The following is a 14,465-nucleotide window of genomic DNA, read 5'->3' as shown; positions in this document are numbered from 1 at the left end:
CCCTCTCCCTCCGGGAGAGGGGCCGGGGGTGAGGGATGCTCGGGCAACGCCGCTTGCCGTCCCTCATCCCAGCCCTCTCCCGCCGGGAGAGGGAGCTATCCGTGCCGCTTTCAGGTCCCGGTAGGAGACCAACAATGCTGAACACCCTGCTCCCCATCCTGCTGTTCGCCGCCCTCGGCCTGGCCGTGCTCGGTGCCGGCAAGCGCTTCCTGATGTGGCGCCGCGGCCGCCCCGCGCAGGTCGCCTGGATCGGTGGCCTGCTGCAGATGCCGCGCCGCTACATGGTCGACCTGCACCATGTGGTGGCCCGCGACAAATACATGGCCAACACCCACGTGGCCACCGCTGGCGGCTTCGTCCTGGCCGCCGTGTTGGCCATCGCCGTGCACGGCTTCGGCCTGCACCACCGGATCCTCGGCTACGCCCTGCTGGCGGCCTGCGCGCTGATGTTCGCCGGCGCCCTGTTTGTCGCCAAGCGCCGCCTCGATCCGCCGGCGCGCCTGTCGAAGGGTCCGTGGATGCGCCTGCCGAAAAGCCTGCTGATGTTCGCCGCGAGCTTCTTCATCGCCACCCTGCCGGTGGCCGGGGTTCTGCCGGCGAACTTCGGCGGCTGGATTCTCGCCGTGGTACTGGCCGTGGGCGTGGCCTGGGGTGTGTCCGAGCTGTTCTTCGGCATGACCTGGGGCGGGCCGATGAAGCACGCCTTCGCCGGTGCCCTGCACCTGGCCTGGCACCGCCGTAGCGAGCGCTTTGGCGGCGGTCGCTCGACCGGTCTGAAAGCCCTCGACCTGGACAATCCACAGGCACCGCTGGGGGTGGAGAAACCCACCGACTTCACCTGGAACCAGCTGCTCGGCTTCGACGCCTGCGTGCAGTGCGGCAAGTGCGAGGCGGCCTGCCCGGCCTTCGCCGCCGGCCAGCCGCTGAACCCGAAGAAGCTGATCCAGGACATGGTGATCGGCCTGGCCGGCGGCAGCGACGCCCAGTTCGCCGGCTCGCCCTATCCTGGCAAGCCGATCGGCGAACATAGCGGCGGCCCGCACCTGCCGATCGTCAATCTCGATGGCAAGGCCCTGGTCGATGCCGACACCCTGTGGTCGTGCACCACCTGCCGCGCCTGTGTCGAGGAGTGCCCGATGATGATCGAGCACGTCGACGCCATCGTCGACATGCGCCGCCATCTCACCCTGGAGAAAGGCGCCACGCCGAACAAGGGCGCCGAGGTGCTGGACAACCTGATCGCCACCGACAACCCCGGCGGCTTCGCCCCCGGCGGCCGCCTGAACTGGGCGGCGGATCTGGACTTGCCGCTGCTCAGCGACAAGCGCGAGGTCGACGTGCTGTTCTGGGTCGGCGACGGCGCCTTCGACATGCGCAACCAGCGCACCCTGCGCGCCTTCGTGAAAGTGCTCAAGGCCGCCAACGTCGACTTCGCCGTACTCGGCCTGGAAGAGCGCGACAGCGGTGACGTGGCCCGCCGCCTGGGCGACGAGGCGACCTTCCAGCAACTGGCCCGGCGCAATATCGCCACCCTGGCCCAGTACCGCTTCAAGCGGATCGTCAGCTGCGACCCGCACAGCTTCCATGTGCTGAAGAACGAATACGGCGAATTGGGCGGCCACTACCAGGTGCTGCACCACAGCAGCTTTATCGACGAGCTGGTACGTGGCGGCGCGCTGCACCTCGGCCGCCATGCAGCGAGCAGCGTGACCTACCACGACCCTTGCTACCTGGGCCGCTACAACGGCGAGTACGAAGCCCCACGGACGGTGCTCAAGGCCATCGGCATCGAGGTTCGGGAAATGGCCCGTTCCGGTTTCCGCTCGCGCTGCTGCGGCGGCGGCGGCGGTGCGCCGATCACCGATATCCCCGGCAAGCAGCGTATCCCCGACATGCGCATGGTGGACATCAAGGAGACCGGCGCCGAACTGGTGGCCGTCGGTTGCCCGCAGTGCACCGCCATGCTGGAAGGGGTGGTGGCGCCGCGGCCCGAGATCAAGGACATCGCCGAGCTGGTAGCCGAGGTACTGCTGGAGGCACCGGTGGAAGCAAAAAAGCCGTCGGCGGCTAAAGCCGCAGTGGAGGTGGCGTGATGAATGAGTGGCTTGCCTCCCTTCTCCCCCCGGGAGAAGGGCCGGGGATGAGGGCATCCTCAGGCACCCTGACTGCCTCTCCCCTCCCTCACCCCAACCCTCTCCCAATGGGAGAGGGGGTTGTCCGCGCAGCCCTGGAGTTCCGTGTATGAGCACCATCATCCGCCGCGACCCGCGTGCCGAATGGATCGCCCGTAACCGCCTGCACCCGTTGCATGCCGCCCTGCAGATACAGGGCCAGGTCAGCTGGATGGGCCCCAACGGCATCATCCGCAAGAACCCGCATGCCGCCGCGGCCGGCTTTATCGCCCCCAGCGGGCTCAAGCGCATCGACCGCAGCGGCGCCCAGCAGGGCACCGGCGGCAAACGCAGCAGTGCCAGCGAAGTGGAGCAACTGCCGCTGCATATCGTCGAGCAGCCGGCGTTCCATATCGCCGTGGTGCCGGACATGGTCGGCGGCCGTCTCGGCAGCCACGACAAGGATCTGCTCGGCCTGGCCCGCCAGCTGGCCGGCCACGATGGCGCGGTCATCGCCGTGGTGTTCGGCGAGCACAAGGAAAACGCCTTCGACACGGCCGGCGTCGATCGCCTGCTGCAGCTCGACGGCACGGCATTCGCCGGCTATGCCCCGGAAGCCCGAGTGCTGGCCCTGAGCGCCGTGGAGAGCCAGTTCGCCCCGCGCCACTGGCTGCTGCCGGACAGCCGCAACGGCGGCGGCGAACTCGGCCGCCGGCTCGCCGCCAAACTCGGCGAACGCCCGGCCACGCGGGTCTGGCAGGTCGCCGACGGCCAGGCCAGCGGCCGCGCCGGGGCCGGCCGCGAAGACCTGATCCAACGCGCGCCACGGCTGATCCTGGCCAGCGCCGAGTGCGCCGAGCCGGTCGGCGACAGCCGCCACGAGGCGCGTCCGCTCAACCTCGACGCCGCCATCGCCCACTGCCTGCCGCGTCTCGAAGACCTCGGCCCGGTGGCCGTGGATCCGGCGGCCATTCCCATGGCCGAGGCCGAGTTCATTCTCTCCGGCGGCAACGGCGTGCAGGATTGGGCGCAGTTCCACCAGGCCGCCAGCACCCTCGGCGCCACCGAGGGCGCTTCCCGCGTCGCCGTGGACGACGGCCATATGCCGCGCAGCCGCCAGGTCGGCGCCACCGGTACCTGGGTCACTGCACGGGTCTATCTGGCGGTGGGGATTTCCGGAGCCATCCAGCACCTGCAGGGCATTGGCGCCTGCGACAAGGTGGTGGCGATCAACCGCGACCCCGGCTGCGACATGATCAAACGCGCCGACCTGGCGGTGATCGGCGACTCCGCGGCGATCCTCGCCGCGCTGATCGAGCGGGTCACCGCCCATCGCCAGGGAGCTGCCCGCGATGCGGCCTGAAGGATGCCGGCGGGCATTCCCCCTCTCCCTCCGGGAGAGGGCCGGGGTGAGGGCACCCCTGCCCTGCACCATCTTCCTGCGGGTGACGCCCTGCGCCACTCATGCTTCGAGGCTGCGCCATGACTGAGCTGAATATCATCACCCTGGTCTCGGTGGGCGCCCACCCCACCTCGGGCCGCGCCCGCCGCGCCGAACAGGATGCCCGCGCCGTCGAGCTGGGCCTGCGCCTGGTCGGCCCGCGCCTGCAGCTGCTGCACGCCGGCGACCCGCAGGAGGAAGCCCTGCGCGCCTACCTGGGCATGGGCCTGGACGCGCTCACCGTGCTCGCCCAGCCGCCCCGCGCCGACGCCCTGCCGGCGCTGGCCGATTACCTGGCCGGCAGCAACGTGCAGCTGGTGCTCACCGGCAGCCAGGCGGAAACCGGCGAAGGATCGGGCATGCTGCCGTTCCTGCTGGCCGAGCGCCTGGGTTGGCCCGTGGTGGTCGGCCTGGCCGAAGTGGAACAGGTGGAGAATGGCGTGGCCCAAGTGCTGCAGGCCCTGCCGCGCGGCCAGCGACGCCGCCTGCGGGTGCGCCTGCCGTTCCTCGCCAGCGTCGACAACGCCGCCCCCGCGGCCCGCCAGAGCGCCTTCGGCCCGGCCCGCCGCGGCCAGCTGCACAGCGACACGGTAGCCGTGGTCGACGATCCGTTGCAGGCCGAGGCGCAATGGCAGCCGGCACGGCCACGCCCCAAGCGACTCAAGGTGATCAAGGCCAAGACCGGCGCCGAGCGGATGAAGGCGGCTACCGCCAAGGCCAGCGGCGGGGGCGGTCAGGTGCTCAAGGACATCTCGCCAGAGGCCGGCGCCGAGGCTATTTTCAAACTATTGCTGGAAGAGGGTGTGCTGCGCTGACGCGCTGCCCCGCAACAGGAGCTCTACGCCATGATGCATGCCGATCTGATCGACCAGGAAGACTTCCGCGAACGCCTGGTGGCCCTGGGCCTGAGCATTCCCAGCGGCAGCAGCGCCGAACAGGCCTGCGAACTGGCCGTCAGCGGCCTCGATGCGGAGCGGGCCAAGGCCCTGCGCCGGCTGGTGGAGGAGCTGCTGGGCAGCGGCGCGACCCTGCTGCCGGCCGTGCGCGAGGCGATTTCCCGCCACCTGCTGCCGGCCCTGGTGCCACGCCAGAACAGCGCGACCTCGTAACCTCCCCGCCCCGGCGCTCCGTAGGGTGCGCCATGCGCACCAGGCCTCCACGCAGCAGCCACGGTGCGCACGGCGCACCCTTCGATCCCTCCGCGGCCTACCCCTGGATTCCCGCCTGCGCGGGAATGACGAGGTGTGAATGGGCCATGGAGTTATTTATCGACTTCGTCATTCCCGCGCAGGCGGGAATCCAGGGCGCTGTCAGACCCCGGACACCGAGAGAGGCAATCGCAGAACGGAGAGCACCGGGCTCATGCAATTAGCGCGTCAGAGACGCACGCTGGCATAGCTCGATTCACCCTGGGCGCGACTCAGTGCCAGCGACTGGGCGCCATGCAGCTCGCCAGGAATCGGCAGCAGCGCTACTACACTGGCGCCCTGCTGACCGGCGCGCTCGTTGCTCGGCGGAATGCCGAAGTACTCGCGGTAGCACTTGGAGAAGTGCGGGGTGGAGACGAAGCCGCACACCGCCGCCACCTCGATGATCGACATGGTGGTCTGCTTGAGCAGCTGGCGCGCGCGAATCAGGCGCAGCTTCAGGTAGTAGCGCGACGGCGAGCAGTGCAGGTACTTCTGGAACAGGCGCTCGAGCTGGCGGCGCGACACATCGACGTAGCAGGCCAGCTCGTCGAGATCGATCGGCTCCTCCAGGTTGGCCTCCATCAGTGCAACGATTTCCTGCAGCTTCGGCTGGTTGGTGCCGAGCACGTGCTTGAGCGGCACGCGCTGGTGATCCTGCTCGTTACGGATGCGCTCGCAGATGAACATTTCCGAGATTGCCGCGGCCAGTTCGCGGCCATGCTCACGGGCGATCAGGTGCAGCATCATGTCCAGCGGCGCGGTGCCGCCGGTAGCGGTGTTGCGGTTGCGGTCGATGGAGAACAGACGGGTGGTGATGGCCGCCCGCGGGAAAGCCTCCTGCATCGATGCCAGGCACTCCCAGTGCACGCTGCAGTCGTAGCCGTCGAGCAGCCCGGCCTTGGCCAGCGCCCAACTGCCGGTGCACACGGCACCGAGCTGGCGGCCCTGGCGCGCCTGGCTCTGCAGCCAGAGCAGGTGCTCGCGGGTGACACTGTGCTGGATGTCGATGCCGCCGCAGACGATCACCGCACTCAGCGCCGGGGCATTGCTCAGGCCGGCATCGGGCGTGATCTGCAGGCCGTCGCTGGCGCAGACCGGGCTGCCGTCGCGGGTCAGGGTGTGCCAGCGGTAGAGGGTCTTGCCGGACAGCTGGTTGGCCATGCGCAGCGGCTCGACTGCGGCCGCCAGGGAAATCAGGGTGAAGTTGTCCAGCAGCAGGAAACCGATGGACTGAGGAGCGGTGTTCTGGGGTTGAGCCCCCGAATTGAGCTGCGACATCAGTGTAACCCTCACGCAAGGCACGGTCTGGACTCTGGGAACCTGCTTACGACTTCCTGACTCGCGGCCATCCCGCGTTAGAAACAGCCTCAGAATGCTCATTTACCACTCGTAAACTGCGCTTCTTCGGCTATTTCTGCCTTGCCTGGCTCTAATTCAGAAAATCGTAAACAGGTTCTGACTGGCGAGTCCTTTTTATGATCCCGGGATCGTTTGCGCCCCGGATGGACACGGAAAGCGAGGCAAAGGCCGTGCCTAAATTGATTGACCATTCAATAAAAATAGAAGGTGCCGCGCAGGGCGCCAGCCACGGCCCACCCGGACGACGTGGGGCATCACCGCCAAGCGCCGCTGGCACTGGCGGCGCCCCGCCCTGGGGCATTCGGTAGCACTCGCCCTGGCGGCCATTGGCCAGCTCGCTACGTGGGGAAATAACCGGCGCGTAACACCGCGTCGACGCACCAGCACAGGGCGCCGCGGTGCGGCAGCGGGCGCTCGCGGATCAGCACTCGATGGCGCTGACCGCCAGGCCGCCGCGCGAGGTTTCCTTGTACTTGTCGTGCATGTCGGCACCGGTATCGCGCATGGTGCGGATCACCCGATCCAGCGAGATGAAGTGCTCGCCGTCACCACGCAGGGCCATCTGCGCGGCATTGATGGCCTTCACCGCGGCAATCGCGTTGCGCTCGATGCAGGGCACCTGCACCAGCCCGCCGACCGGGTCGCAGGTCAGCCCGAGGTTGTGCTCCAGACCGATCTCGGCAGCATTCTCCAGCTGCCCCGGGCTGGCCCCGAGCACTTCGGCCAGGCCGGCGGCGGCCATCGCGCAGGCCGAACCGACCTCGCCCTGGCAACCGACCTCGGCGCCGGAGATCGAGGCGTTCTTCTTGCACAGAATGCCCACCGCGGCGGCGCCGAGGAAGAAGTTGACCACGTCGTCGTCGCAGGCATCCGGATTGAAGCGCATGTAGTAATGCAGCACCGCCGGCACAATGCCGGCGGCGCCGTTGGTCGGCGCGGTGACCATGCGCCCGCCGGCGGCATTCTCCTCGTTGACCGCCAGGGCATAGAGGTTGACCCATTCCATGGCCGACAGGGTCGAGCCGATCACGTTGGGTTTGCCCAGCTCCTGCAGGCTGCGATGCAGCCTGGCCGCACGGCGCTTCACATTCAGCCCGCCGGGCAGGATGCCTTCGTGACGCAGGCCGTTGGCCACGCACTCCTGCATGGCCTGCCAGATGCGCAACAGGCCGCTGCGGATATCCGCCTCGGGGCGCCAGACCTTTTCGTTGGCCAGCATCAGCTCGCTCACCCGCAGCTGGTGGCGCTGGCATAGCTCGAGCAGTTCGGCGGCGCTGGAGAAGTCGTAGGGCAGCACGCTGGCGTCCTGATCCAGCTGGCCGGTGGCGGCCTGGGCGGCGTCGACAACGAAGCCGCCGCCCACCGAGTAGTAAGTGTCCTGGTGCAGCACGGCACCATCCACCCAAGCGCTGAGGGTCATGGCATTGGGGTGGTAGGGCAGGTTCTCGTCGAGCAGCAGCATGTCACGCGCCCAGTCGAATGGCACGATCAGGCGCCCATCGAGGAGCAGCTCGCCGCTGCTGCGCAAGGCACTCATGCGCGGGCCGATCAGGCTCGGGTCGATGCGATCCGGCCATTCGCCCATCAGGCCCATGATCACCGCGCTGTCGGTGCCATGGCCGACGCCGGTGGCCGCCAGCGAGCCATACAGGCGCACTTCGAGACGCTCTACCGCCTCCAGCAGACCGCGCTCGCGCAGCGCGCCGAGAAACAGCACGGCGGCGCGCATGGGGCCGACGGTATGCGAGCTGGACGGGCCGATACCGATCTTGAACAGGTCGAACACGCTGATGGCCACGACAGTCTCCTCGGGCGGCAATTAGGCGCCCATCATCGGGATTTGCCGTCCCGGCGGGCGTCCCACACCGACCCGCGCGTATCCAAATCCGCCAGCATTGCTCCGTTCGCGACCTGCCACATAGGCAAGCCCCGGCCACCCCGGCATGATCGCCCAGCCCCGTGCCAGACCCGTTGCGGGGCCATGCGCCGCCTGCGCCCAGCGCCCAGGCCCGATCACTCCCGCACAGGATGGCCCCGATGAATCTGCGTAAGCTCCCGCTGCTGGCCGCCCTCCTCGGCGCTCCCCTGCTGGCCCAGGCCGCCGAACCGGCGGCCTGCGACACGGTGCGTTTTGCCGATGTTGGCTGGACCGATATCACCGCCACCACCGCCCTCGCCCGCCAGGTGTTCACCGAGCTGGGCTACCGCACCCAGGTCAAGCGCCTGTCGGTGCCGGATACCTACAAGGCCCTGGCCCATCGGCAGATCGACGTGTTCCTCGGCAACTGGATGCCGAGCATGGAAAGCGACATCCGCCCCTATCTGCAGGACGGCAGCGTGCAGAGCCTGGGCGCCAACCTGGAAGGCGCCAAGTACACCCTGGCGGTGCCCCTCGAGGCGTACGAAGGCGGCCTCAAGAGCTTTGCCGACATCGCCCGCTTCAAGGAGCAGCTGGGCGGCAAGCTGTATGGCATCGAGCCGGGCAACGACGGCAACCAGCTGATCCAGAAGATGATCGACGACAACGCCTTCGGCCTTGGCGGCTTCCGTCTGGTCGAGTCCAGCGAGTCGCGCATGCTCGCCCAGGTACGCCGCTCTGCCCACCTCAAGCAGTGGCTGGTGTTTCTCGGCTGGGAACCACACCCGATGAACACCCAGGTGGAGATGCGCTACCTGAGCGGCGGCGACCAGTACTTCGGGCCGAACTACGGCGGCGCTACCGTCTACACCAACATCCGCGCCGGCTACGCCGAGCAATGCCCCAATGTCGCCCGCCTGTTGAACAACCTGCGCTTCAGCCTGGACATGGAAAACCACCTGATGGAAGCCATCCTCGACCCCAACACCAACCGCCGCCGCGTGGCCCGCTCCTGGCTGCAGAGCAACCCGGCCACCGTCGAGCAGTGGCTGCAGGGTGTTACCCGGCGCGACGGCAGCCCGGTACAGTCGCTGCTGGCGACCTCGACCAACCCCTGAACGACAGGCAAGCGGACGGGCGGCCAGGCGCATGGCAGCATGTCGCCACCCAGCACGCCGGGGTCGCAAACCGACAATTCCTGCAAGCTGAAGGCTATATCGTTGAGTCAGCCGATTTCGTCGCTGTCGCTGCCAGTAAGCACCGACAGACCGGGGCCCACCGCCACGGACCGAAGACAGACAAGTGCCTGACGCCCTAGGGCGGCGGCCCAACAAGAAAATTCGGATGTACGCGCTTGCAGGATGCAGGCGACTGCCCACTGGATGAGGGCTCGTAACACTGCCAGCGTGTTTGGATCGGGTTTTGCTACAACGCCCATCAGCTCGACCAAGGCCCGCCCCGCGCGGAGCCGGCGGCGACCTGGCGGTGCGCGGTGCAGGCAGCGAACCAAGCCCAGGAACCATTTAACACCCACACAGGCCGAGCGGCCTGCGGCATCCGCATCGAGACCCTCGGACGCAGCAGCGTTGGCGGGTCAGCGCAGGGATGCCTAGCGAAGGGGAAATGTCCCATGTTGTCTGGAAAAATCGTGGTGCAGAACCTGTACAAGGTTTTCGGTGAGCACCCGCAGCAAGCGATCGACATGCTCAAGCAGGGCATGAGCAAGGAGCAGATCCTCGCCGAAAAAGGCGCGGTGATCGGCGTCAGCGACGTGTCGTTCAGCGTCGAGGAAGGCGAGATCTTCGTCCTCATGGGCCTCTCCGGCTCGGGCAAGTCGACCCTGATCCGCCTGATCAACCGTCTGATCGAACCCACCGCCGGCGATGTGTTCATTGACGGCCAGAACGTTGCCAAGCTGCCCCAGGCCCAGCTCATCGAGCTGCGCCGACGCGACATGAGCATGGTTTTCCAGTCCTTCGCCCTGATGCCCTCGCGCACCGTGCTGGACAACGCCGCCTTCGGCCTGGAAGTGGCCGGCAAGAGCCGCAAGGAGCGCGAGCAGCGCGCCATGGCGGTACTCGAGCAGGTCGGCCTGGCCAGCTTCGCCCACAAGTATCCACACGAACTCTCCGGCGGCATGCAGCAGCGCGTCGGCCTGGCCCGCGCGCTGGCGGTCAACCCGTCGATGATCATCATGGACGAGGCCTTCTCCGCCCTCGACCCGCTCAAGCGCCGCGAGATGCAGGACGTGCTGCTGGAGCTGCAGAAGACCCACCGGCGTACCATCATCTTCGTCTCCCACGATATCGAGGAAGCCATCCGCATCGGCTCGCGCATCGGCATCATGGAAGGCGGCAAGCTGGTACAGGTCGGCACCCCGCAGGAGCTGATCGACCACCCGGCCAACGACTACGTGCGCAACTTCTTCGACACCATCGACACCAGCCGTTACCTCACCGCCGGCCAGCTCAAGGCCGACAGCGTGCCGCTCTACGTGCACAACGGCCGTGCCCCGGATGCCCTCAAGGTGTGTCAGGAGCTGCAGGCGCAGGACAAGCACTACGCCTTCATCGTCGACGAAGAAAACCGCTTCTGCGGTTCGATCAGCCTGGAAAAGATCGCCCTGATCGTCGAAGAAGGCCGGCACAAGGAACTGGTACCCGAGCTGCTCAAACACATCGACCCGGTCGCCGAGGATCTGCCGCTGGAGCAGGTGATCGAGCGCCTGGTGATCAATGAAGGGCCGATCCCGGTAATCGACCGCAGCGGCCGCTACGCCGGCGCCATCAGCAAGGGGCGCCTGCTGAGCCGCCTGCAGGGAGAATGACGATGAGCGAGAAACTGGATCTGGGTAGCTGGGTCAACGACGGCGTACAGCATCTGCTGGACAACTACAGCGGCGGCTTCGAAAGCATCGGCAACGTGGTCAACGGCTTCTCCGAAGCGGTCGAGAATCTGCTCATGCTGCCGCCGGCCTGGCTGCTGATCAGCCTGTTCGTCGGCCTCGGTCTGTGGCGCATCGGCTTCAAGTTCGCCGCCTTCACCGCGGTGTCCTTCATCCTCATTGTCATGACCGGCTTCTGGGAACAGACGGTGGTGACCCTCGGCCTGACCTTCTCCTCGACCCTGATCAGCCTGCTGCTGGGCATTCCCCTGGGCATCTGGGCGGCGAAGAAGGAACGCGTGGCCTACGTGATCCGGCCGATCCTCGACTTCATGCAGACCATGCCGGCCTTCGTCTACCTGATTCCGGCGGCCATGCTGTTCGGCCTCGGCCGTGTGCCGGGGATCATCGCCACGGTGATCTTCGCCATGCCGCCGGCGGTGCGCCTGACCAGCCTGGGTATCCGCATGGTCAACAAGGAACTGGTCGAGGCCGGCCAGTCGTTCGGCTGCAACAGCCGCCAGCTGCTGTTCAAGGTGCAGCTGCCCAACGCCATGCCGTCGATCATGGCCGGGGTCAACCAGACCATCATGATGGCCCTGTCGATGGTGATCATCGCCTCGATGGTCGGCGCCGGCGGCCTGGGTAACGACGTGCTGGCCAGTATCCAGCGCCTGGACATCGGCCTCGGCTTCGAGAGCGGCATGGCCGTGGTGCTGCTGGCGATCATTCTCGACCGTATCACCGAAAGTTTCGGCAGCAAGAGCGCCAAACGCAGTCTCAAGCAGTCAGGCCTGTTCGGCTGGTTCAACAGCAAGCTGCAACGCCAATAAGAAACGCCAAGTACTATCCACCTTCAGGGAGTCGCAGATGAATACGATCAAGAGCATTGCCGCCGTGGGTCTGTTGTCGTGCAGCTTGTTGCAAGGCGCCTGGGCGCAGGAGCCGGAAAGCTGCAAGCAGGTGCGCTTCGCCGAAATCGGCTGGGCTGACATCTCCGCCACCACTGGCGTGGCCATGGTGCTGACCGAGGGCCTGGGCTACCAGCCGCGCAAGGTCATGGCCTCGGTACCGATCGCCTTCACCGGGGTGAAGAACAAGCAGATCGACGTGTTCCTCGGCTACTGGGCGCCCTCGATGGATCCAGTGATCGAGCCCTTCACCAAGGACGGCGGGGTCAAGGTGCTGACCAAGCCCAACCTGGAAGGCGCCAAGTACACCCTGGCAGTACCCACCTATGCGGCCGAAGCTGGCCTGAAGAGCTTCCAGGACATCGCCAAGTTCAAGGAGCAGCTGGGCGGCAAGATCTATGGCATCGAGCCGGGTAACGACGGCAACCTGCTGATCGACAAGATGATCAAGGGCAACCAGTTCGACCTCGGCGGCTTCCGCATGGTCGAGTCCAGCGAAGCCGGCATGCTGGTGCAGGTGCAGCGCGCGGTGAAGAAGAAGGAACCGGTGGTGTTCCTCGGCTGGGCGCCACACCCGATGAATACCCAGTTCGACCTGACCTACCTGGCCGGCGGCGACGACGTGTTCGGCCCCGACTTCGGCGCGGCCAAGGTCTACACCGTGGTGCCGCCGGATTACCAGGAGCGCTGCGCCAACGTCGGCACCCTGCTGAACAACCTGCAATTCAGCGTCGAAATCGAAAGCCAGCTGATGGATCGGGTACTGAAGAAGGAAAACCCGACCACCGTGGCCAAGGACTGGCTCAAGGCCAACCCGCAGATGCTCGACCAGTGGCTGGCCGGCGTGACCAGCTACGACGGCCAGGACGGCAGTGCCGCGGTCAAGAAGTACCTCGGTCTGTAAAGCCTGACGGCCGCCGCCCCAGGCGGCCGCTCCCCACCCGTTCCGTACTCCGGGCGCCCACAGGGCCGCCCGGCCGGATTAGCCATGGCCGCTTTTCGCCTCCTGGCTGCAAGGCCCGCAATCAGAACGAGCCAGTAACCCCCACCACTGCCACTCACCTGATGGAGCACCACCGATGCGCAAGTTCAACTTCCGTTGTCTGCTGGGCCTGGGCAGTGCCGCCCTGGCCCTGAGCCTGTCGACCGCCATGGCGGCGGACAAGCCCACCCTGAAGATCGGCTACGTCAATGGCTGGGACGACAGCGTCGCCGCCACGTTCGTCGCCGGGCAGATTCTCCAGGACAAGCTCGGCTACAAGGTCGAGCTGAAGCCGGTAGAGCCGGCGATCATGTGGCAGGGCGTGGCCCGCGGCGACCTCGACGCCACGCTCTCGGCCTGGCTGCCGGCCACCCACGGCGAGTACTACGCCAAGCTCAAGGACAAGGTCACTGTGCTCGGCAGCAACTACAAAGGCGCCAAGATCGGCCTGATCGTGCCGGACTACGTGGCGGCCAAGAGCATTGCCGACCTCAATGCCCAGGCCAAGGACTACGACGGCAAGATCACCGGCATCGACGCCGGCGCTGGCGTGATGCGCCGCACCGAGGACGCGATCAAGCAGTACAAGCTGACCGACATAAAGCTGATGCCCAGCTCCGGCCCCGCCATGGCCACCGCCCTGACCCGCGCCGAGAAGGATCAGAAGCCGATCGTGGTCACCGGCTGGATTCCGCACTGGATGTTCGCCAAGTGGAAACTGCGCTTCCTCGACGACCCGCAGAAGGTTTTCGGCGACGACGAGCATGTCGACACCGTGGTCAACCCGGCTCTGGCCGGCAAGGCCGCTGATGCCACCGCCTTCCTCGGCAAGTTCTCCTGGAACGGCGAGGAAGTCGGTGCAGTGATGCTGGCCATCCGCGAAGGCGCCAAGCCGGAGCAGGCGGCCAAGGACTGGATCGCCAAGAACCCCGAGCGGGTTGCCGGCTGGCTGCAGTAAGGGCAACGCCGGCGGACGGGCCACGGCCCGCTCGCCGGCAGCGCGCGCATGACCTTGACCGACAGGTCATCTCCGCGTGCGACATCGCAGGTTGCCGGGGCAATTGGCCGCCCCCTAGACTAGGCCCATCCTAGCCTGAAACCCGCGCCGGAGAGACTGATGCCCAAGGTCGGAATGCAGCCGATCCGCCGTTCGCAACTGATTGCCGCGACCCTCGAAGCGGTCGACCAGGTCGGCATGAGCGACGCCAGCATCGCCTATATCGCGCGTATCGCCGGGGTCTCCAACGGCATCATCAGCCACTACTTCCAGGACAAGAACGGCCTGCTCGAAGCCACCATGCGCCATCTGATGCAGGCGCTGAGCAATGCCGTGCGCCAGCGCCGCTTCGAGCTGCAGGACGCCAGCCCGCGCGCGCATTTGCGGGCGATCATCGACGGCAACTTCGACGACAGCCAAGTCAGCGGCCCGGCGATGAAGACCTGGTTGGCCTTCTGGGCTGCCAGCATGCACCAGCCTGCCCTGCAGCGCCTGCAGAAGATCAACGACCACCGCCTGTATTCCAACCTGTGCTGCGAATTCCGCCGCGCGCTGGACAAGGCTCACGCGCGGGCCGCCGCCCGTGGCCTGGCTGCCTTGATCGACGGCCTGTGGTTGCGTGGCGCGCTGTCTGGCACCACCTTCGATATCCAGCAGGCGCTGCATATCGCCTACGACTACCTCGATCTACAGCTGGCCAAGGCCACCACCTCCAGCACCCGCCACTGAGAA

12 protein-coding genes are annotated in these 14,465 nt (G+C 66.9%); 10 read left to right on the top strand and 2 right to left on the bottom strand.

Going from position 1 to position 14,465, the window contains the following annotated elements; all coding sequences use genetic code 11:
• Positions 1-134: 134 nt before the first annotated feature.
• From dgcB to A9179_RS02945, 4 genes are all read left to right on the top strand, one after another.
• A complete protein-coding gene (gene dgcB, locus A9179_RS02960) occupies positions 135-2,093 on the top strand; it encodes a dimethylglycine demethylation protein DgcB (protein WP_187804372.1) in 1,959 nt (652 codons plus the stop codon).
• Positions 2,094-2,241: 148 nt separating this feature from the next.
• Positions 2,242-3,474: an electron transfer flavoprotein subunit alpha gene (gene etfA, locus A9179_RS02955; protein WP_187804371.1), complete on the top strand. Its 1,233-nt coding sequence runs from the start codon at positions 2,242-2,244 to the stop codon at positions 3,472-3,474.
• A 119-nt stretch (positions 3,475-3,593) separates the two neighbouring features.
• Positions 3,594-4,367: an electron transfer flavoprotein subunit beta gene (etfB, locus tag A9179_RS02950; RefSeq protein WP_187804370.1), complete on the top strand. Its 774-nt coding sequence runs from the start codon at positions 3,594-3,596 to the stop codon at positions 4,365-4,367.
• Positions 4,368-4,397: 30 nt separating this feature from the next.
• A complete protein-coding gene (locus A9179_RS02945) occupies positions 4,398-4,661 on the top strand; it encodes a hypothetical protein (protein WP_187804369.1) in 264 nt (87 codons plus the stop codon).
• 267 nt (positions 4,662-4,928) lie between these two features.
• On the opposite strand, the gene gbdR is transcribed toward A9179_RS02945, so the two are convergent.
• Positions 4,929-6,020 carry a choline metabolism transcriptional regulator GbdR gene (gbdR, locus tag A9179_RS02940; RefSeq protein WP_187804368.1) on the bottom strand — a complete coding sequence of 364 codons (1,092 nt, stop codon included), beginning with the start codon at positions 6,018-6,020 and terminating at the stop codon, positions 4,929-4,931.
• Between the two features lie 502 nt (positions 6,021-6,522).
• A complete protein-coding gene (locus tag A9179_RS02935) occupies positions 6,523-7,899 on the bottom strand; it encodes an L-serine ammonia-lyase (protein ID WP_187804367.1) in 1,377 nt (458 codons plus the stop codon).
• 239 nt (positions 7,900-8,138) lie between these two features.
• Between A9179_RS02935 and A9179_RS02930 the strand changes: the two genes are divergently transcribed.
• The 6 genes from A9179_RS02930 (at position 8,139) to betI (ending at position 14,462) form a co-directional block, all read left to right on the top strand.
• Entirely contained in the window at positions 8,139-9,077 is a 939-nt protein-coding gene (locus A9179_RS02930; RefSeq protein ID WP_187804366.1) for a choline ABC transporter substrate-binding protein, read from the top strand.
• 512 nt (positions 9,078-9,589) lie between these two features.
• Complete coding sequence (locus A9179_RS02925) at positions 9,590-10,786, top strand: quaternary amine ABC transporter ATP-binding protein (RefSeq protein ID WP_187804365.1); 1,197 nt, start codon at positions 9,590-9,592, stop codon at positions 10,784-10,786.
• 2 nt (positions 10,787-10,788) lie between these two features.
• A complete protein-coding gene (locus tag A9179_RS02920) occupies positions 10,789-11,676 on the top strand; it encodes an ABC transporter permease (protein ID WP_187804364.1) in 888 nt (295 codons plus the stop codon).
• A 37-nt stretch (positions 11,677-11,713) separates the two neighbouring features.
• Positions 11,714-12,658 (top strand): choline ABC transporter substrate-binding protein, encoded by a 945-nt coding sequence (locus A9179_RS02915; RefSeq protein WP_187804363.1) that lies wholly within the window; start codon positions 11,714-11,716, stop codon positions 12,656-12,658.
• A 175-nt stretch (positions 12,659-12,833) separates the two neighbouring features.
• Positions 12,834-13,694: a glycine betaine ABC transporter substrate-binding protein gene (locus tag A9179_RS02910; protein WP_187804362.1), complete on the top strand. Its 861-nt coding sequence runs from the start codon at positions 12,834-12,836 to the stop codon at positions 13,692-13,694.
• 159 nt (positions 13,695-13,853) lie between these two features.
• Positions 13,854-14,462, top strand: a complete 609-nt coding sequence (gene betI / locus A9179_RS02905) for a transcriptional regulator BetI (protein WP_187804361.1) — start codon at positions 13,854-13,856, stop codon at positions 14,460-14,462.
• The last annotated feature ends 3 nt before the right edge of the window (positions 14,463-14,465 follow it).

The organism is Pseudomonas alcaligenes, assembly GCF_014490745.1.
In the GTDB taxonomy this organism is placed as follows: domain Bacteria; phylum Pseudomonadota; class Gammaproteobacteria; order Pseudomonadales; family Pseudomonadaceae; genus Aquipseudomonas; species Aquipseudomonas alcaligenes_C.
This window is presented reverse-complemented; position numbering and strand designations above follow the sequence as displayed.